Source organism: Streptomyces sp. SID486, from assembly GCF_009865385.1.
Lineage (GTDB): Bacteria > Actinomycetota > Actinomycetes > Streptomycetales > Streptomycetaceae > Streptomyces.
In genome coordinates this window covers 1-19,624 of record NZ_WWJT01000461.1, presented here as the reverse complement: position 1 = coordinate 19,624, position 19,624 = coordinate 1, and the positions used below count along the sequence as shown (strand labels likewise).

Annotated in this window: 12 protein-coding genes; 10 read left to right on the top strand and 2 right to left on the bottom strand. The window is 71.6% G+C overall.

What is annotated here, in order from left to right; genetic code table 11:
* Positions 1-166 precede the first annotated feature (166 nt).
* The 6 genes from GT045_RS21885 to GT045_RS21860 all read left to right on the top strand — a co-directional run bounded on the left by GT045_RS21885 (position 167) and on the right by GT045_RS21860 (position 10,584).
* On the top strand, positions 167-820 hold the full coding sequence (locus GT045_RS21885; RefSeq protein WP_161335167.1) for a hypothetical protein: 654 nt from the start codon (positions 167-169) through the stop codon (positions 818-820).
* Positions 821-893: 73 nt separating this feature from the next.
* Entirely contained in the window at positions 894-2,528 is a 1,635-nt protein-coding gene (locus GT045_RS21880) for a glutamate--cysteine ligase (RefSeq protein ID WP_161335166.1), read from the top strand.
* Positions 2,525-4,261 (top strand): FAD-dependent oxidoreductase, encoded by a 1,737-nt coding sequence (locus GT045_RS21875; RefSeq protein ID WP_161335165.1) that lies wholly within the window; start codon positions 2,525-2,527, stop codon positions 4,259-4,261. Before GT045_RS21880 ends, GT045_RS21875 begins: the two co-directional genes overlap by 4 nt.
* A gap of 92 nt (positions 4,262-4,353) precedes the next feature.
* Positions 4,354-6,297 carry an amidohydrolase family protein gene (locus GT045_RS21870; RefSeq protein WP_161335164.1) on the top strand — a complete coding sequence of 648 codons (1,944 nt, stop codon included), beginning with the start codon at positions 4,354-4,356 and terminating at the stop codon, positions 6,295-6,297.
* Between the two features lie 54 nt (positions 6,298-6,351).
* Complete coding sequence (locus GT045_RS21865; protein ID WP_161335163.1) at positions 6,352-7,431, top strand: low specificity L-threonine aldolase; 1,080 nt, start codon at positions 6,352-6,354, stop codon at positions 7,429-7,431.
* Between the two features lie 537 nt (positions 7,432-7,968).
* A complete protein-coding gene (locus tag GT045_RS21860; RefSeq protein ID WP_161335162.1) occupies positions 7,969-10,584 on the top strand; it encodes a SpoIIE family protein phosphatase in 2,616 nt (871 codons plus the stop codon).
* Positions 10,585-10,834: 250 nt separating this feature from the next.
* Here GT045_RS21860 and GT045_RS21855 read toward each other — a convergent pair whose 3' ends face one another.
* Complete coding sequence (locus GT045_RS21855; RefSeq protein WP_161335161.1) at positions 10,835-12,316, bottom strand: HAMP domain-containing sensor histidine kinase; 1,482 nt, start codon at positions 12,314-12,316, stop codon at positions 10,835-10,837.
* Positions 12,313-13,074: a response regulator transcription factor gene (locus GT045_RS21850; RefSeq protein WP_161335160.1), complete on the bottom strand. Its 762-nt coding sequence runs from the start codon at positions 13,072-13,074 to the stop codon at positions 12,313-12,315. The genes GT045_RS21855 and GT045_RS21850 overlap by 4 nt, the downstream gene beginning before the upstream one ends.
* 535 nt (positions 13,075-13,609) lie before the next feature.
* On the opposite strand from GT045_RS21850, the gene GT045_RS21845 reads away from it, so the two are divergent.
* Genes GT045_RS21845 through GT045_RS21830 form a run of 4 tightly spaced genes read left to right on the top strand, consistent with a single transcriptional unit; the run spans position 13,610 to position 19,308 of the window.
* Positions 13,610-15,055 carry an IucA/IucC family protein gene (locus GT045_RS21845; protein ID WP_345942713.1) on the top strand — a complete coding sequence of 482 codons (1,446 nt, stop codon included), beginning with the start codon at positions 13,610-13,612 and terminating at the stop codon, positions 15,053-15,055.
* A gap of 37 nt (positions 15,056-15,092) precedes the next feature.
* Complete coding sequence (locus GT045_RS21840) at positions 15,093-16,802, top strand: IucA/IucC family protein (RefSeq protein WP_161335158.1); 1,710 nt, start codon at positions 15,093-15,095, stop codon at positions 16,800-16,802.
* On the top strand, positions 16,799-18,007 hold the full coding sequence (locus tag GT045_RS21835) for a type III PLP-dependent enzyme (RefSeq protein ID WP_161287363.1): 1,209 nt from the start codon (positions 16,799-16,801) through the stop codon (positions 18,005-18,007). Before GT045_RS21840 ends, GT045_RS21835 begins: the two co-directional genes overlap by 4 nt.
* Positions 18,004-19,308, top strand: coding sequence for an MFS transporter (locus tag GT045_RS21830; protein ID WP_345942712.1), 1,305 nt, complete (start codon positions 18,004-18,006; stop codon positions 19,306-19,308). The genes GT045_RS21835 and GT045_RS21830 overlap by 4 nt, the downstream gene beginning before the upstream one ends.
* The last annotated feature ends 316 nt before the right edge of the window (positions 19,309-19,624 follow it).

Here is a 19,624-nt window from a genome sequence, read left to right as displayed (position 1 = left end):
CGAGGTGTCCGGACCGCTGCCCGGCTTCGGCCGGCCCGGGCCTCGGCGGGGCCGCGGACCGTCGCGGCTCGTCGGTCTGCGTTCGCGACCCGGATGGTCGGCGTCGAGCCTGACGCGACCCACGCCCGTCACGGCAAACCATCTCCCGATCCGAGGAGCACCCTCCATGCCCGCCACTGAGTTCATCGACACCGTCGGGATCAACCTGCCCGAACACCTCGCTGCCAACGAGTTCCTTTCCCTCGCCCGCGAAGGGATGATCGGGGAGAAGCACCTGCGGAACTTCGCCCTCGCCGAGTTCCAGTCCCAGGAGGCCGAGTTCACGGCGTACGGCCTGTTGCTGGCCCGCTATCCGCACGAGGTGCCCGGCGGGTTCTTCTCCTTCGTCGCACACGAACTGATGCGGGCCCGGCACCGGATGGTGAACGGTCTCGCGCCGGCGTTGCGCATGTCGCCCGACGAGATGCGCCGTGCTCCTCGCCTGGAACCGGTGCGGCGCTTCACCGAGTTCATCTCCTGGGTCGCCCTGCACGCCGGAGCGGCGGAAGCCGCTCTCGTGGCACGCACCGACTTCACCCTGTGGTGCAACACCTGTGCCGTTCTGGCCGACGTGCTGAGCGAGGCGGAGCAGGTTCCCGAGGCCGCGGTGGAGTACATCGGCGCCTACCGCGAGAACCCTCCGGAGGTGGCGGACGGCGCCCTGGAGGTCATCGAGTACGGCAGGGCGCGCGACGAACGGGACGAGTGGATCACGCGCAGTGCGGTGCGGATGGAGCCGGCGCTGCGGTCCTGGTGGCGGGCGGTCGCCACGGCCGGATGAGAGCCGCGGGGACCAGCGCGTCGGGTGAGGTCACGTACGGGAGGAAGTGGACATGGGCCGCGAGGTCGGACGAGTGGCATTCACGCAAGAGGAGTACGACCGGTTCCGCGCCCGCCTGGCGGACTGCCTCGCCGCACTGGAGAAGCTGGTGGCCCGGCCCCGGTTCGGACAGGTGCCGAGCACCCTGGGTGCGGAACTGGAACTGTCGCTGGTCGGGCCGGACGGCCGTCCCGTCCCGGTGAACGCGGCTGTCCGCGAGGGACTGGGTGACGACGGTCTCGCCCTCGAAGTGGCCCGCTTCAACCTCGAGGCCAATCTCGAGCCGGTCGCCCTGCGGGGGCTTCCGTTCACGGAGCTGGCCGCACAGGCGTCCCGGGCGCTGACGCGGATCACCGCATGGTCGCTGCCGCGCCACGGCGCCCGAGCGGTACCGATCGGGACCCTGCCCACGCTGACCCCGGCCGACCTGACGGCACGGGCGCTGACCGACCTGCCGCGCTACCACGCACTGGAACGCGCGTGGGCCCGGCGGCGTCCCGCGCCGTTCCGGCTGTGTGTGGGGGAGGGCGATCAGGGACTGCTGCGGGCCGAGTCCGTGGCGGTCCAGGGCGCGGCCTGCTCGTGGCAGGTGCACCTGACAGTGGCCCCGGACGTCTTCTGCCCCATGTACAACGCCGCCCAGCTCGCTACCGGACCCGCTCTGGCCGCCGCGGGCAACTCGCCCTTCCCGCTGGGCCGGCGCGGCTGGCAGGAAGCCCGCATCGCGGTGTACGAACAGGGCTTCGGGGAGCGTGACGCGAGCTGCCGCGGGACGTCACGACCGCGGGTCGGTTTCGGGCACGCCTGGCTGCGAGGCGGTCCGCTCGCGGCGTTCGAGGAAGCCGTGCGCGGCTACGACGTCCTGCTTCCGGCGGCTTCCCCGGTCGAGGACGACGACGTCTCGCCGAACGGCTGCCCGGCACTGGAGGAACTGCGCCTGCACGTGAGCACCGTGTGGCCGTGGAACCGGCCGGTGTACGACCCGGTCGGGCACTTGCGGATCGAATTCAGGGCACTGCCCTCCGGACCGACCCCGCTCGACATGGCGGCGAACACGGCGTTCCTGGTCGGTCTCACCCTGTCCCTGGCCGCCGAGGGCCGCGATGTGGCGCGGGAGCTGCCGTTCTCCCACGCCAGGGAGAACTTCTACCGGGCCGCGCGTGACGGACTGCGGGCGAGCCTGTGGTGGCCCTCACCCGGTTCCGCGCCCCGCAGACACGAGGCGGGCGCCCTGGTGCAGGAACTGCTGCCGCGGGCGCGGGAAGGACTGGTCACGGCCGGGGTGGACGCCGCCGAGGCGGACAGCGTGCTGGACCTGCTGGGCCGCCGGGCCGCGTCCGGCCGTACCGGGGCGTGGTGGCAGCAGCGGACGCTGGAGGCGTTGAGCCGGCGGGAGAGGTGCGCGTGGCAGGCGGACCGGCAGACGACCGGACCCACCGCCACGGCACCGGAACGAGGCGTGCTCCCGCCCGCACCGGAAGGCGTCACCGCGACACGGACGGTCACTCCAGCCGGACCGGCCGGCGACGGGGGCGCACGCGTCGCCGGTGCGGGCCGGCCCGACCCGCTCCTCGAGGAGCTGACGGTGCGCTACGCACGGCTCGCCGAGGGAGCCCGCCCCGTGCACACCTGGAACCTTCCCGCCCTTCCCCGACGGAGTCAGCGATGAGCCCCAGCACCCGTCCGCCCGCCAGCGACCTGCAGGTCGACTTCCCCTTCGACTACGCCGCGCACGTCGGTGACGGCCGACGCATGGGGCGGCTGCCCGAGAGGACCGCGGATGCGCGCGTCGCCGTGATCGGAGCGGGAGCCAGCGGACTGGCGGCCGCCTACGAACTGCTGCGCGCGGGCTGCCGACCGGTCGTGTACGAGGCCGAACGGAGCCAGGACGGGCCGGGGGGCAGGCGCCTGGGCGGCCGCATGTACAGCCGGCGACTCGACGAGGGGGACAGCGCCGTCGTGGAGCTGGGCTGCCTGCGGTTCCCCGAGTCCGCACGACTGCTGCGCCAATACGGTCATACGTTCGACGTACGGCTGGAGCCCTTCCGTGACAACTACGCGGCTCCCACGCCGTTGACCGTGCTCGACGTCGACGGCCGGCAGTACCCGGCGGGGAGCCTGGAAGACCTCTACGACCTCCACGAGGAATTCCGCGAGGCGCACACACGCTGGCAGCGGGCGCTTGCCCGCATCGGCTTCCTCCAGATCCAGCGAGACGTGGCCGCCCGCGACCTCACCGCGGTGCGCCGCCGCTGGCGCACGGTGCTGACCAGGTTCGAGATGTGGTCCTTCTACCGCTTCCTGCGCGACCCGGAAGGCGCGGGCCTCAGCCATGATCAGGCACGGTTGTTGGGCACCGCCGGGATAGGACCCGCGGTCTGGGACTCCTTCTTCGAGCTCAGCATGGTCGAGATCCTGCGCCTGCTGCTGTGCTCCGAAGGAAGCGGTCTGCTGTACGCGCCGGACGGCATCAGCCGGCTGGCCGAGGGCTTCTGGGCACACCGCACCACCGGCCCCGACGGGCGTACCCGCAGCCTGGAGGCCGCCAACGCGGGTGCGTTACGCCCCGCCGTGCGGGCCGTCGACGTCGAACCGGACGCCGCTCGCGGGGTCGTGGTGCACAGCGAGGACGGGCGCAGCGAACGGTACGCGGCCGCCGTGTTCACCCCCCAGCTGCGTCTGCTGGAGACCGGTGTGGAGGTGCGTTCCACCGCCGCCCACACCCCCGCGCTCGGCCCGCGCCTGTGGCGGGCCATCCGCCGGCTGCACTACTGGCAGTCCTCCAAGACCGCGCTCGTGGTGGACAGTCCCTTCTGGGAGGGAACGTCCATGGACGGCGTCACCCTCACCGACCGGCTGCCGAGGGCCGCCTACACCCTGGACTACGGCCCACCGCGCGGACCCGGGGGCCGGCGCGGTGTGGTGGACCTCAGCTTCACCTGGGCGCAGGACGCCATGAAGGTGGCACCCTCCGCCCCGGAGGAACGTCTCGCCCTCTTCATCCGCGATCTCGCCGACATCCACCCAGAGGTGGCGGACGCACTGCGCGCCCATGCCGACGCCGCGGCGACGTTGACGGTGTCGTGGGAGGACAAACGGAACTTCCGTGGTCTGAGCCGCTTCTCGTGTCCGGGCGACCACCCCTACCAACGTGATCTGTTCGCCCACTTCATGAAGGACTTCAGCGGCACAGCCGCCGTACCGGGAGAACCGCCGAACGCCCTCTTCCTGGCCGGTGACGACACCTCGTGGTCTCCGGGCTGGGTCGACCACGCGCTCGCCTCCGGCCTGAACGCCGCCTGGGGAGTCCTGCGGCAACTCGGCGCCCGGCCGGAACCGGGCAACCCCGGACCCGGCGACCTGTGGGACGACCCCCGGTACACACCGCTCACCCTTCCCTGACCAAGGACACCACAGGCCCTTCAGGCGCCCTGCCCGCAGTGGCCGGTCCCCGTCCGCCCGACCCGACCCGCACCGCCGTCCCGGAGGTACCCATGCACGCACCCCCCGTCAGAGACCTGCTGCTGCGGCCCGACCGCGTGTGGGACGCGGTCGCGGACACACCGGTGGACGGCCTGTGCGTCCTCGTACGCGACGGCCGGATCGCCGAGATCGGACCCGACCTCCCGGCCGGCCCGGAGGCGGACGTCGTCGAGATGCCTGGCTGCACCCTGCTGCCCGGGTTCATCGACTGTCACGTCCACCTTCTGGACGAAGCCGCGGAGACGGCGCCCGCCGCCTACCAGACCCTCACCGCGGTGCCCGTCCTGCGCGCCCTGCTGCACCGCGGCTTCACCACCGTGCGGGACCTGGGCAGTGCCCACCTGCCACTCAACGTGTCCCTGCGCCAGGCGGTCGAGGACGGCCTCGTCGAGGGACCCCGCATTCTGGCGGCGCCCAACATCCTGACGCCCCGCGGAGGCCACGGGGACAAACAGCCCGACCTCGCTCTGCGGTACGGGCACCAGATCGGCACGCTGGCCGAAGGCGTCGAAGGGCTGCGCAGCGCGGTGCGCGAGCAGTCCCGGGCCGGCGCCGACTGGATCAAGTTCGCGGGCAGTGGCGGATTCTCCTCACCCGTGGACAGCCCCACCAGTACCGCGTACTCGGACGCGGAGATGCACGCCATCGTCTCCACCGCCGACGATCTGGGACTTCCCTGCGCGGCGCACCTGTTCACCGACCGTGCCATCCTGCGCGCCGTCGAGGCCGGAGTGCGCAGTGTGGAACACGGCTGCTTCGCCACTCCGTCGACCTACCAGGTCATGGAGGACGCAGGGGTGTTCCTGGTGCCGACCCACTACGCCCAGACATACTTCCTCGACCGGCTCGACGACGACGGCTTCTGGGACAGCTCCACGGCGATCGTCCGCGCGAACTACCGAGAACACGCCGAGGCACTGCGCGAAGGACTGCTGCGTCCCGCCCGGACGAACGTGAAGACGGCCTTCGGCACCGACGCCGGGATGTTCCCCCACGCCGAGAACTGGCGCGAGTTCCCCACCATGCTCGCCCACGGATACACCCCCCTGCGTGCCCTGAGGGCGGCCACCTGCGTCGCAGCCGACCTTCTCGGCCGCCCCGACCTGGGCACCATCACCCCCGGCGCCACGGCCGACCTCGTCGCCCTCGAAGGCGACCCCTTCCACGACATCACCGCCACCAGCCGCAGCCGGTACGTCTTCCAGGGGGGCCGGATGGTCACCGGAACACCCTCCCCCGTCCCGGTGGCCCCGCGCCCGGCGGCACCCTCCCCCTCACCCCTCCGATCGGTCACGGGAGACCACATGAATGCCGAACAACTCGTCGAAGCGATGAAACCGGACGTCGAACGCTTCGTCAGCGGAAACCGCCTCGTCGAACTCGCCCGGACCGGGGAGATCGACACCGACCACTTCAAGCGCATCGTGCTCGCCGAGTACCAGTGCCAGGAAGCCGAACTCTCCACGTACGCGCTGCTGGTGTCCCGGCACCGCCACGAGATCCCGGCCACCCTGTTCTCCTTCGTCCTGCACACCATCGCCACCGCTCGCGGACTGCTGCGCGAAGCCACCTCGTCCGTCGGCCTCACCGATGGCGGCATCCCGCCGGTACCGGTCGACCAGGGCCTGTTCCGGGTCGTGCGCGACCTCACCTGGATGGGCACCCAGGCAGGCCCCGCCGAAGCCGCCCTCTACCTCCACACGGACCTCTCCACCTGGTGCACCCTCTTCTCCGCCCTCGTCTCCGCCTCACGCCGGCTGCCGGACGTTCCCCGCCCCGTCCTCACCTACATGGAGAGCTGGGGGGACCGGCCGCCGCCCGAGGTCGCCGAGGGAACCCTCCGGGTACTCGAGTACGGCCTCGCCCGGGGAGAGGAACCTGACCGCATCCTCCATACCGCCCGGCAGCTGGGGGTGCTCGTCGAGCCGTACTGGTCCTACGTCGCCGGCGCTTGAAGGGAGGGGACACCGCCGCGGGTACGGCCTGCGACGACCCCTGTGGCGCGTCTGGTGCCGTCCACACTGCCCGTCGGCGCCGCCGTCCGGCGCCACGACCCCGGACGGCGGGATTTCACCAGCGACAACTGCTCAGGCGCCCACCCGGAGGTCCTCTCCGCGCTCCACGTGGCCAACGGCGGCCATCAGCAGGCGTACGGCATGGACTGCTACACGGCTCACCTGGAGGACACCTTCCGCCGTCATTTCGGGCCCGACGCACAGGTGTTCGCCGTCTTCAACGGGACCGGAGCCAACATCATCGCGCTGCAGGCCGTCACCAGCCGCTGGGGAGCGGTGATCTGCGCCGAGCAGGCCCACCTGAACGAGGACGAGGGGGGCGGTCCGGAGCACATGGCGGGGCTGAAGCTGCTCGGGCTGCCCTCCACGGACGGCAAACTGAGCCCGGAACTGGTCGACGCAGCGGTGGCGGAGGCGAACGACGTGCACTCCGCTCCGCCCCTGACTCTCTCCCTGGCCCAGGCCACGGAACTCGGTACCTGCTACACCCCTGCGGAGATCCGTGACCTGACCGCTCGTGCGCACGCCCACGGCCTCGCCGTGCACATGGACGGCGCGCGCCTCGCGAACGCGGCGGTGTCCCTGGGAGTCCCCCTGTCCGCCTGCACGACGGACGCGGGGGTCGACATCCTGTCCTTCGGCGGCACGAAGAACGGCCTGCTGTTCGGGGAGTGCGTGGTGGCCCTGGACCCGTCCCGGGTCTCGGGCCTGCCGTATCTGCGTAAACGCTCCGCGCAGCTCGCCTCCAAGATGCGTTTCCTGTCCGTCCAGTTCGAGGCGCTCCTCGACGGGGACCTGTGGCAGCGCAACGCGAGGCGCGCGAACGCCATGGCGACACGGCTGAACACCCTTCTGTCCCGTACGGAGGGAGTGACGGTCAGCCGTCCCGTCGAGGCCAACACGGTGTTCGCGACACTTCCCCACGCGGCCCGCGCCCGTCTTGCGGACCGGTACACGCTCTACCTCAATGACGAGGACCGCGGTGAGGTGCGGCTGATGTGCTCCTACGACACCACGGAAGAGGACGTCGACGCCTTCGCCGCCGCTGCCGAGGCGGCGATCGGGCGGGCCTGAGCCTCGGCCGCCGGCGGCCACGTGCGCTGTACCGCCGGCTGCCGGGGAGAGGCTGGAGGGTGCGACCGGTGCGGTGGAGGCGGCCGGTGTCGTCGTACCGTCCCGGCAGCAGGGCCGAGGCGCCGCCGCGGACCCGGTGACCGGTGAAGGCGCCGCCGGTGGCCCCGGTCGTCTCGCGCGGCTCGTGCGACTGCCGGGACCTGCTGACCGCCGCCCACCGATGGTCCGCACGTGCCCGCCCCGGCGTCGCCCGACCTCGCCCTGTACGAGGGCGTGACCAACTTTGTAGGCCCGAGCCGCGTCACACGGTTCCGACCTGCTGAGACGGCGTACGAACAACCCATGCACCGAACCCGGTTCACACGCCATGACCTGACATCACCGACCTCCTCACCCACCACCGCACCAGCGGGCCCACCTCGCCACCCCCTTACCGCGCACACCGTCGCGGTGGTAAGGCGAGAGACGTCCCCGCATCGGTGGATCACCCTGCACGGGCAAGTTAGATTTGCGCCTGTCAGAGGGATTGATGGTGCTATGAACAGCTCCAGCCCATCCGGAGTCCTCTGCCGGCGTTTTCCTCCGGAGACGCGCAGCGCACCGCTGGCCCGGCGGTTCGTGCGGTCGGTGTTGCGTGGTGTCGCGCCGGAGGTGGTGGACACCGCCGAGCTGCTGACCAGTGAGCTGGTGACCAATGCGGTGCTGCACGCGCGAACCGAGGTGGAGGTGCGGATCTGGTCGCACGAGGGACAAGTGCGGGTGCGAGTCGGCGACGGACGGCCGGACCGCCCGCTGGTGCCGCGGGAGCCCCGGCCTTACGCCGGTACGGGGCGGGGCCTTGCCGTGGTCGAGGAGCTGGCCTCCAGTCATGGGGCCCACGTCGGGGAGGGCCGCAAGACGGTCTGGTTCGAGCTGTGGCCCAAGGCCCCGGTGCCGCCGACGTCCGGGTGGGAGTCCGTGCCCGTGTGCGGACGGACCGCGACCGTGACGCTGATCGACATGCCGTACACCGTGTTCCGCGCGGCGCAGCAGCACGGTGACGGGATGCTGCGAGAACTGATGTTGACCACACGCGTCGAGGAGCACGCCGGAGTGTCGGGCCCCGCGCTGCTCGTCGCCGGCGATGTGGCCCACGTGATCAACGCGTGCATGACATCCGCACTGGAGGAGACGGTCACCGGCGGCGCCACGGTGACCCTGGACATCGCCTTCCCGTTGGACGCCGCGCCGGCCGTGGACACGTTGCGGCATGTTCTCGAACAAGGCGACGCGGCGGCGCAGCTGGGGACCCTGCTCACCCTCCCTGCGCCGCCGCACGTGCGGACCCACTACCGATGGGTGCTCGACCAGCTGGTCACCCAGCTCTCCGGGGGTCCGCCCACCGCGTGGACGCTGCTGCCCGGCATGCCGGACGCAACCTCCGTCGAACTGGCGCCGTGGGACGCCGGCGATGTGGAGGACAGCGATGTCCCGACTGTCGCGGCCGACGACGACGGCCGGATCATCGCGGCCAACGCCGCACTGGCCGACCTGCTGGGATGGCAGACCGACGAGCTGATCGGCAGACCGTTGACCGTGCTCATCCCCGAGCATCTGCGCGAGCGCCATCGCGCTGGGTTCACCCGGCTCCGGCTGACCGGCCGGTCCCGCATCATGGGCCGGTCCATCCCTCTCCCGGCGCTGCACCACGACGGCAGCCTCGTCCATGTGCGTCTGCACGTCCAGAGCCAGGAGGCGGTGGACGGCCGCACGGTACGCATCGGCCAGTTCATGCCCCGAGCGACGGCCCCCGGGGAGGACCGCCCGGTATCACGACCCGGGACCGGGACCGCGGTGCGGCCGCACACCGGCGCGGCAGCTGCGCCGCGGGCCGGCGGTGAGCAGGCGACACGGTCCTGGGAGCGGTTGAGCCTGCTGGCGGACACCACCAGTGCGCTGTCGAGCACACTCGACCTGCGCGAGGGACTGCGCCGGGTGTGCCACGTCCTCACCCGGCGGACGGCCACCTGGTGCGTGGTCGACCTGCTCGACGAGCACGGGGACGCCGAACGGGTCTGCGTCGTCCACCGCGAGCCCCGGGCACTGAGCGCCGGGGTGGACCTCGGCAGGCTGCCCCCGGTCTCCGAGAACGCGCGAGGACCGCTGGCCCGGGTACTGAACGGCGCGGGACCCCTGCTGATCACCGACATTCCCTCACCGGACCAGGCGGAAAGCGCCCTGGACGCCCGGCAGCTGAGGCTGTTCGAGCAGCTGGGCGCCGACAGCACCATCATGGCGCCGCTGCGGGCCCGCCGCGAGGTGCTGGGCGCCCTGATCGTCGTACGCACCGGCCACGACGACCCCTTCACCGAACAGGACGCGCTCCTCGTCGCCGACCTCGTGAAGAGCATCTCACTGAGCGTCGACAACGCCCGTCTGCACCAGCACACCCGCAACACGGCCGAGCGGCTCCAACGGTCCCTTCTGCCCCGCCTCCCGCACATCCCGTCCATGGAGATCACCGCCCGCTACGCCCCGTCCAGCACCACCGCCCAGGTGGGCGGCGACTGGTTCGACGCCTTCACCCTGCCCGACGGCGACACAGCCGTGGTCATCGGAGACGTGTCCGGGCATGACCTGAACGCCGCCGTGACGATGAGCCAGCTGCGCAACATGCTCCGCGGCATCGCCGTCGACTGCCAGGACCGGCCCGCGGAGGTACTGCGCCGCCTCGACCTCGCGACCCTCACCCTGTACCCGGACTCCACCGCGACCTGCGCCTACGCCGTCGTCGAAGGCCCGCACGACGGCCCATGGGAAGTGCACTACTCTTCCGCCGGACACCTCCCGCCGCTCCTGACGTGTCCCGACGGCGACACCCAGTACCTGGACTCCGCCTCCGGTCTCCTCATCGGCGTGGACAGCGCCCTTCCCAGGACCACCGCCCGTAGCCCGCTGCCGGCCCACTCCACGCTGCTCATGTTCACCGACGGCCTGATCGAACGCCCAGGGGAATCCCTCAGCGATGCCCTGGACCGCCTGCGCCGGCACACCGCCGCCCTCGCCCAGGCACCCCTCGACGTCTTCTGCGACGAACTCATCCTCAGCCTCGGCGCCGGCAGCACCGACGACATCGCCCTCCTCGCCCTACGTCCCACCCCGCCAGGCCCATGAACGACGGCCGGCCGCCCCCGGTGGCCCGGAGGAGCGGCGCCGCCTTGCCGGGGTGCGGCTGACGCCGCGGCGGAGTATCCGGCTCTGGTGAGGTCGACCGCCATGGGGGAGTCCATGGCGCCCAGGCCGATGAACGCGATCGCTGTCATCGTGAACAGACCGTCTCCGCGATCACCGACTCGAAGCTGACCCCACCGGCCAACCCGGTTGCACCGTGCACTGCACGGGCCCACGTGCAGCCAGGGTCGGTCTATGGAGCACCCGCGCTCCACCGTGCAGGTGCGGATCGGGCGGCCGAGTCGATGTCCGCTGTGGTGACAGGGCGATTCTGCTGCGTGTGGCATTCGGCGTGCCGGAGGCGGACGACGGCGTCGAGTCCGCCGCCGGGGGCTGCCTCCAGGGTGACGTCGCCACCTCCGGCTCGGGTCAGGTGCCGGACCAGTGCCAGACCGAGGCCGGTGCCGTCGTGGTCGGCATGGGGAGCTCGCCAGAAGCGGTCGAAGGCCCGGTGTCGTTCGGCCTCGGTCATGCCGGGGCCCTGGTCGATCACATGCAGCTCGGCCATGGGCGGGGTGTGGCTGCCTTGCGCGGGGGTGTCGACGACGGCCAGCGTGACGGAGGTTCCCGGTGCGGACACCCGTAGCGCGTTGGAGAGCAGGTTGTCGATGATCTGCTCCAGAGCGCCGGGGACCACCAAGACCGGAAGGGACGTGCCTCCGGACACGATGATGTCGACCTGCTGTTCGTCGGCGAAGGCGGTCCAGATGCCCGCGCGATCGGCGACGACGGTACCGAGGTCGGCTGCCTCCGCCCGGATCTCGGTGTTCTCCAGCCGTGCGAGCGCGAGCAGACCCTGCACCATGCGGCTGAGGCGCTCCAGCTCCCCGAGTGCCTTGTCGAGGCTGTCCTGGGCGCAGGAGGCGAGGTGCGGCTCGAAGTTCTCCAGGCGCAGCCGTAGTGCGGTCAGGGGTGTCTTCAGCTGGTGCGACACGTCGGAGGCGAACGCCTGCTGAGCCTGGAGCAGGTGCTGGAGCCGGGTCGCGGTCCGGATGAACGACGCGGCGAGCCGGCGCAGTTCCGGTGGCCCGCGGTCGGCGGCCGGTGGATCGGTGATCCGGCCTTCGGCGAGTTGGGCGGTGGCGCGTTCCAGGGCCTGCACGGGTCGGGTGATCGAGCGCGCGAGAGCGAACCCGATCAAGGAGGCGGCCGCGAGGACCCCGAGCCCGGCGGCGGCGAGGACCAGCCAGGTGGTGTGCACCCTGGCCGTGAGCGGGCCCAGTGCGTACACCGTACGGACCACACAGGCGACGGCGGCGTTGGACCCGCCGGGGACGGTGACCAAGAGGTGCTCACCGTCCGGGGGAGGGGCCCTGCGCGTGCCGACAGCGGGGTGACCGTGCAGTGCCGAGGAGATGTCGGGCTCGGCTGACAGGTCCTTGCCGACCATGGCGTGGGCGGCGGTGTCGGTGAGGACGACGCCCCGGCGGTCGGCGACGAGCACGGTGCCGCCGGTCCGCTGCCCGTACGCGTCGGCCAGTTCGGGCAGGTCGGATGTCAGACCGTGCTCCATCTTGTCCTCGCAGACCTCGGCGAGCGTCATCGCCCCCTGCTCCGCCGTGTATGAGAAGCGGGACAGCTCGCTGCGGGCGTAGAAGACGCCGAAAGGCACTTCGAGCGCGAGCAGGACGAGCAGTATCAGGCTCAGGTGGCTGAGCAGGAGGCGACGCGTCACCGGCTCTCTCCGCCGCGCACCTGCACCGCGGCGGACGTGGCGTCGAGGGATGCCGGGAGGACGAGGCGGAAGCCGATTCCGCGGATGTTCTCGATCCAGGACGCATCGCCCAGTTTGCGGCGCAGCGCGGCGATGTGCACGTCCAGGGTCTTGGTGGGGCCGAAGAAGTTCGGTTCCCAGACCGTGTCGAGAATCTGCCGGCGGGAGCAGACGGCACCGGGGTCCTCGGCGAGACAGGTGAGCAGGTCGAACTCCTTGGGCGCGAGGGCGATGGACGACTGGTGCAGGCGCACCTGCCGGGTGCGACGATCGACGGTCAGAGGGCCGAGCCGCTGGATGTCGGGTGCCCCGGGGCGCCTGAGTTCGTCCCAGGGCTTCGAGGACTCACACCGAGTGTCCGGAACCGCGGGGCGGGCGCGGCGGGTCACGGCACGGATCCGGGCGACGAGTTCCCGTACGCCGAAGGGCTTGGAGACGTAGTCGTCCGCACCCAGTTCGAGACCGAGTACACGGTCCACCTCGTCGTCTCTGGCCGTGATCATGATGATCGGCACTGACGAACGGGACCTCAGCGCCCGGCAGACGTCGATGCCGTCCATGTCGGGCAGTCCCAGGTCCAGCAGCACCATCGCCACCTCCGGCCCGGCGAGACCCTCGGCCCCCGTTCTGGCGTGTTCCACGGCGAACCCGAAACGGCGCAGTCCCTCCGCCAACGGGCCGGCCACCCGGTCGTCGTCCTCGATCAGCAAGACACGCATGCCGAAAGGCTCACAGACGGCGGCCACCGCGCGTGGCGCAAACGCCGCAGGCTCCCCCGAGCCGGTGATCTTCCACGATCGGCCCATTCACCGAGGCGCGTCGTGTTGACGACATCAAGGAGCCGGCCAGCGTGGCGCAAGCCAGGAGTTAAGACGTCGGGTGCCGGTCCTCGGTCCCCAGGTGGCAGTCGGGATCTGAGCCAAGGTCAGTTCGCGGGAGCCGGCGTCCTCCTCGGCCGGGCGGCTGGAATCGCGCAAGGCGAAACGCCGCTTCGAGGGAATCCCGGACCTCCTGCTGTCTTTGCTCTGGCAATTCGCTTGATCGTCTTCCCGTAGCGTCGGTTGCGCGGCTGGTGCCACCGGAGCACCACCGGACAACCGCCACCGTGAGAACCAGGGACACCGCATGTTCCATGACGAACTACGTCTCCTCCGCCCTGACCTGGCTGAACCCTTCGCGACGGCACTCCCGGGAGCACGTGCCACCGTGCTGAGCCGCCTGTGGGGGGCCTTCGCACGAGAGCCCTTGCCCGGTGTGACCACGCGTCGCCGTGAGTCCGCATCATTGGTCGTCGAGCTGCGACGGGGCGGTTCACTCGCGGCGGCCGAGGCCGACGCCCGGCCGTTCGCCGAAGTTCCGCGGGACTTCGCCGTATCCGGGCCGGAGGGGCCGATCAGCGACCCGGCCCACCTGCTGGCGCAGCTCGGCCTGCGTACCCCCGCGGCGGATCGGCTGGCGGCCGAGCTCGACAACAGCGTCGTCAACCTGGCCCTGGCCAGGGCGGCGAACACGGACCGGAAGGTTCCTCCGGCCGACTCGGCGGATGCCGAGCAGGCGGTCGTCGACGGCCACCCGCAGCACCCCTGCTGCCGGACGCGCACCGGCATGTCCGTCGCCGATGTGCTCGCCTACGCGCCCGAGCACCACCCGGTCGTCCCGCTCGCGCTGCTCCGGGTCCCGGCCGACCGCTGGCAGGGCGCCGGCGACTGGCCGCCCACACTGCGGGACGGCGACGCGTACCTGCTGCCGGTGCACCCCTGGCAGCGGGACCACGTGCTCGGGCACCACCCCGACCTGGCCGTCGTGGAGGAGACGGTCCCGGCCCGCCCGTTGCTGTCGTTGCGCACCCTCGCACCGCTGGGCGTCCTGTCGGGGTGCCACATCAAGACCGCGCTCGACGTCCAGGTCACCAACTACCGGCGCACCATCTCCCCGGCCGAGGCCGCCGACGGGCCCCCCTTGTCCGACCTGGTCGCGGCCGTCGTCGACAAGGCCGGACACAGCGGCATGCTGCGGGTGTTGCGGGAGCTGGGCGGCGGCTCGGTGTGCGTGGACGGACGGCCCTCCGCGAGCCTGACCGCCATGATCCGCGAGTCGACCGAACGCCACCTCGACCCCGGTGAGATCGCGGTACCGCTCACCGCCGTGCACGCGACCGGAGCCGCCATGGTGTCGGGGGACCCGCTGAGCTGGCTGGCGGACCTGGCCGGCCTCGTCCTGCCGCCGGCCCTGACGCTGCTGTCCATGGGGGTGGCACTGGAGGCGCACGGCCAGAACACCCTGGTCGTCCTGCGAGACGGGCGGCCGGTGCGGGTGCTGTACCGGGACCTGGACGGCGTACGGGTCAGCCCGCACCGCCTGGCCCGATACGGCTTCACGCTGCCGCCGCTGCTCGGCAGCCGCGCCGGCGACGACGTGGGCGCCCTGCACACCAAGCTCTTCGGCGGCCTGATCAGCGGGGTCTTCAGCGAACTCGTCGACGTCCTCGGCCGGGCCCGGGCGGCTGATCCACGGGCGCTGTGGGGCGCGGTCGCCGAGGTCGGGCGCCGCGTCTTCGCCGGCCTGCCGGACCAGGAGGACGCGGCGGCGTTCTTCGCGGACACGATGCCGCTGAAGGCGACCATCGCCATGCGGCTGTCCGAGAACCCGGGCGCCGCGCAATGGACGTCCGTCCCCAACCCCTTGGCGCTGTGCCGTTGACCACCGGCACCGACCGCTGTCCCACTGGAGCGACCACATGACCACCAGCGCAGCCCCCCACACCGACATCGCCACCACCGTCCCCGCCCAGACCGCGGAGCCGTCGCGCACAGCCGACACCGTCACGACCCACACACTGCTCAACTGCCTGATCCGCGAGGTGTCCGCCCCTGAGCACCAGGTGACGGTCGTCGACGACCACCTCCTGCTACGACTGCCCCGCCGTGATCTCCTGCTGCGCACGGCGCTGCGCCGGGTCTCGTCGATCGGAGCGCACCGCTTCCAGGGCCCGGTGCAGCGGCTCGACGGCGACGCCTGGGTGACCGTGGACTGGCGAGAGCTGGCCGGCCTCGTCCAGGACGAACTGGAACAGCGCACCGGGCTCGGCAACGAGGAGTTCCTGAGCCAGGTCGCCGACAGCCGGGAGACGATCCGCGTCGTACTGGAAGCGCGGGCGGGCGCCCGGACGCACGCGGACCCGTACGTGGCCTCGGAGCAGTCCCTGGTGTTCGGCCACCGCTTCCACCCCACCCCCAAGGCCCGGACCGGCGACCCGGCGGACTGGCTGGCGTTCGGCCCGGAGACCGGTGCCCGCTTCCGTCTGCGCCATCTGGCCGTACGCCGCCACCTCGTGCGGGAGGAGGGCGAGACCCACGCGCTGGACACGCTGCACCCGGGCCTCGACCCGGAGTTCGCCGTACTTCCGGTGCACCCCTGGCAGCACCGGCTGCTGAAGGACCACGGCCGGCTGCGCGAGGCGGTCGCCGCCGGAGATGTCGTGGACACCGGCGCGGGCGGCCCGGAGTGGGTGCCGACCGCCTCGGTGCGGACCCTGTACGACCCCGGGACCGACGCGTTCCTGAAGTTCAGCCTCAACGTCCGCATCACCAACTGCGTCCGCAGACACGCCGGCTACGAACTGTCCGGCGCTGTCGCCCTCACACGGCTGCTCCAGCCCGTCTTCGCCGAACTCGCCGGCCGCTTCCCGGGGTGCGCGCTCCTGGCCGAGCCCGGCTACCGGACCCTGGACACGCCCGGCGACACCGCCCTCCTGGAAGGCTTCGGTGTCATCGTCCGCTCCGGTCTGCGCCACCATCTGCGTCCCGGGGTGACACCCCTGCTCGCCGCCGCGGTGGCGGACGAGTATCCGACCGGCGCGGCCCACGTCTCGCGACTGCTCGCCCGCGGCGACGGAGACGTCCTGGCCTGGTGGGACGCGTACCTCCGGCTGCTGCTGCCGCCGGTGCTGGCCGCCTACTTCGAACACGGTGTCGTGCTCGAACCCCATCTGCAGAACGTCGTCGTCGGCGTCGACGGCGACGGCACACCCGCGCAGATGCTCTTCCGCGACCTGGAGGGCACCAAGCTCCTGCCCGGCCGCCACCGGCAGGCCCTCGCCGACCTCCCGCCCGACGTACGAGGTTCCCTCACCTACGATCCCGAACACGGCTGGAACCGGGTCGCGTACTGCCTCCTGGTCAACCACACCGCCGAAATGCTCAGCGCCCTGGCCGACCTCGACCCGACGCTGGAACCCGCCCTCTGGGGACTGGTCCGCGACCACCTCGCCGCCTACGCCCGCACCGCCGCCGAACCGCCGCGCCTGCGCGCCCTGTTGTGTGGCGTACCGCTGCCGGCCAAGGCGAACCTGCTGCTGCGCTGGTCCCGCAAGGCCGACCGGCACGCGACCTACGTGCCCGTGCCCAGCCCGCTCGGGAGGGACTTCCCCCGCGAGGTGGTCCGGTGAGGCCCGAGGCGTCCGACCTCGTCGCCGCACTGCCCGACGACGATCTGCCCGCCTACGTCTACGACCTGCCGGACCTGCGTGAGCACGTGCGTACGATCCGGGCCGCACTGCCGGAACGCGTGGAGCTGCTGTACGCGGCCAAGGCCAACTCCGACCCCCGGATCCTGCGAACCCTCGCCGGACACGTCCACGGCTTCGAGGTGGCCTCCGGCGGCGAACTGGACCACGTCCGCGCCATCGTCCCCGACGCACCGATCGCCTTCGGCGGCCCCGGCAAGACGCAGCAGGAGCTGACCCGCGCGCTGGACGCGGGAGCCGAACGCCTGCACATCGAGAGCGAACACGAACTCCGCCTGCTCACCACCCTGCTGGGCGACCGGACCGTGGAGGTACTGCTGCGCGTCAACCTGCCCGTCGACGTGGGCCGAGTCGCCCTGGCCATGGGCGGCGGGCCGTTCGGCATGGATCCCGTACGACTGGACCGCTGCCTCGAGGTGATGGAGTCAGCCCCGGGCCTGCGACTGCGCGGCCTCCACTTCCACCTTGCCAGCGGCCTCCAGGCCCGGTCCCATCTCCGGCTCGTCGACAAGATCCTCGCCTGGGCCGGGAACTGGGCCCGTGATCGCGGAATCGACCTGCGTGAAGTCAACGTCGGCGGCGGAATGGGCGTCGACTACACGCATCCGCCCGCGGTGTTCGACTGGGCCGCCCTCGGCGCCGGACTGCGCCGGATCCTCGCCCGCCACCCCCGCCTCACCCTCCGGATCGAACCAGGCCGCTCGGTCACCGCCTACTGCGGCTGGTACGTCACCCAGGTCCTGGACATCAAGTTCAGCCGAGGGCACGCGTTCGCCGTACTGCGCGGAGGCACCCACCACCTGCGCACCCCGGCCGCGAAACAGCACGACCAGCCCTTCGAGGTGATCCCCGAGGACACCTGGCTCCGGCCCTGGGACCGTCCGGAGGTCCGCGACGAGCCGGTGACGCTGGTCGGACAGCTGTGCACGCCCAAGGACGTACTGGCGAGCCGGATCATGACCGAACGGCTGCGCGTCGGCGACCGCGTGGCCTTCGCCATGGCCGGCGCCTACGCATGGAACATCTCCCACCACGCGTTCCTCATGCACCCCCACCCCACCTTCCATCACCTCGACGACGCCGGCGCGCCCGTCGCAGGCGACACATGTGCCCGCCGTACGTCGTGAGCACCGTCTTCCGCCTGTCGGCGACGCATGCTCTCGCCGTTCGGAACTTCCGGCGCTACCTCCTCGGACAGCTGGTCTCCAACATCGGCACCTGGATGCAGCGTGCCGCCCAGGACCTGCTCGTCCTCCACACCACCGGCAACAGCGGCAGCGCGGTCGGCATCGTGACCGCGCTGCAGTTCCTGCCGCAGACCCTGCTCGGCCTGACCGGGGGCGTCCTGGCCGACCGGTACCCCAAGCGAAGGACGCTGCTCCTGACCCAGACGGCGATGGCCGCCCAGTCACTTCTCCTGGGACTGCTCACGGTCACCGGAGCGGTGAACCTGCTGTCCGTCTACGCCCTGGCCTTCGCCCTCGGCACCGCCACCGCCGTGGACGGTCCCGCCCGCAACGCCTACATCTGCGAACTCGTCTCCCGCGAGCGCACGGCCAGCGCGGTCAGCTTGAACGCCGCCCAGTTCAACGTGGCCCGCAGCGTCGGGCCGGCCCTCGCCGGCCTGGCCGTCGCGGCCTTCGGCACCGGCCCGGTGTTCCTCCTGAACGCCGCCTCGTACCTGGCCGTCCTCTACGGCCTGATCACCATCCGTACCGACGCACCAAACGCCCCCGCCCGCCCGCGAGCCGGCCCCACCCGGGCGCGCGACGCACTCCGTCACATCGCCACCACCCCGGAACTGCTCCTGCCGATCAGCCTCATCGCCTTCGTCGGCACCTTCGGCCTCAACTTCCAGGTCACCACCTCGCTCGTCGCCGTCACGGTGTTCCACACGGGCGCCGCCACCTTCGGCTGCCTCTCCGCCGCCTACGCTCTGGGCAGCCTCCTCGGCGCGATCTACTGGGCCAACCACCCCAGGCCCCCCACCGCCCGCCGTCTGACCTCCACCACGATCGGCTTTGGCGCACTGGAAATCGCGCTGGGCCTGATGCCGAGCTACGGCTCGTTCCTGGCCCTGCTGTTCCTCACCGGATGTGCCGCGGTGACCGTGACCACCACGGCCAACGCGCTGATCCAGCTCCATGCCGACCCACATGTGCGGGGCCGCGTCCTGTCCGTCTACTTCCTCGTCCTCCTCGGCGGCACCCCCGTCGGCGCCCCGCTGGTCGGTCTCGTGTCGGACACCCTCGGCGCCCGTTCCGGCCTGATCCTGGGCGGCTTCCTGTCGCTCGTCACGGCGCTCGTGCTCTGCGTCTCGTTCGCAAGCCGCAGCCGACGGCGTCTGCGCATCACCGAACCGACCCCTGTGACCAGCTCACCCTTTGCTTCAGCCCAGCCGAAAGGAGAGCGGCAGCCCGACCTCTGACGCATTCGGTCGTCGCCGCCGGCTGTGCGGGTCGAGGGTCGGCGGGCAGACGCCGAGACGGGAACCCGCTGCCTCGTGCCTCTGACCAGGGGGTGGCTGCACGCGTAGTGCGGGCACACCTTACTCTTACAACATGTAGGAGATGCCGGGGAGTGCAAGCGCTCCCCGGCTGACCCCAAGAGGGCACTCCGTGGGCGGCCGCTCGGCGCCGACGGGGCCGGGTCCTGGGCTGAGGAGTGGCGAGAATGAGCGAACACCGGCGCCGATCGTCGGGGAGGACCATACCGTCCGGCTCTGACGGTGGGCACGACGGCGG